This is a genomic window from Acinetobacter sp. NIOH-H-8 (assembly GCF_046635365.1).
In the GTDB taxonomy this organism is placed as follows: domain Bacteria; phylum Pseudomonadota; class Gammaproteobacteria; order Pseudomonadales; family Moraxellaceae; genus Acinetobacter.
This window is the reverse complement of the sequence record NZ_JBHDVN010000224.1, coordinates 1-435: the sequence shown is the minus strand read 5'-3', so window position 1 is coordinate 435 and position 435 is coordinate 1. Positions and strand designations below refer to the sequence as shown.

Below are 435 nucleotides of genomic sequence, written 5' to 3'. Positions count from 1 at the left end.
GCATCTAACCAAATGATTTTATGAAGTTTTAAACAGTACGAAAGCGCGTTAAAAATAAACAAAATCTTCTTCTGTTCACTCTTCAAAACTCACCGTCGTGGGAGTACATTGTTTCGTGCTGACTTCCACGGCAGGGAGTGGCAATAACAGCTAAAAGGTCAAGATTCATGGCCCCCATTGAAAAATCCAGCAAACTCGAAAATGTCTGTTATGACATTCGTGGCCCCGTTCTGAAAGAAGCGAAACGCCTTGAGGAAGAAGGTAATAAAGTTCTTAAACTGAATATCGGCAACCCCGCCCCCTTCGGATTCGAAGCGCCGGACGAAATTCTGGTCGATGTCATTCGTAATTTGCCGACGGCGCAAGGATATTGCGACTCGAAAGGGCTTTATTCCGCCCGTAAAGCGATTATGCAGCATTATCAGGCCCGTGGAA

The 435-nt window shown here is 45.3% G+C and carries 1 pseudogene; it reads left to right on the top strand.

Going from position 1 to position 435, the window contains the following annotated elements:
• Nucleotides 1–167: 167 nt before the first annotated feature.
• Nucleotides 168–435 (top strand): annotated as a pseudogene (locus tag ACEWB7_RS17930) (aminotransferase); the annotation flags it as partial.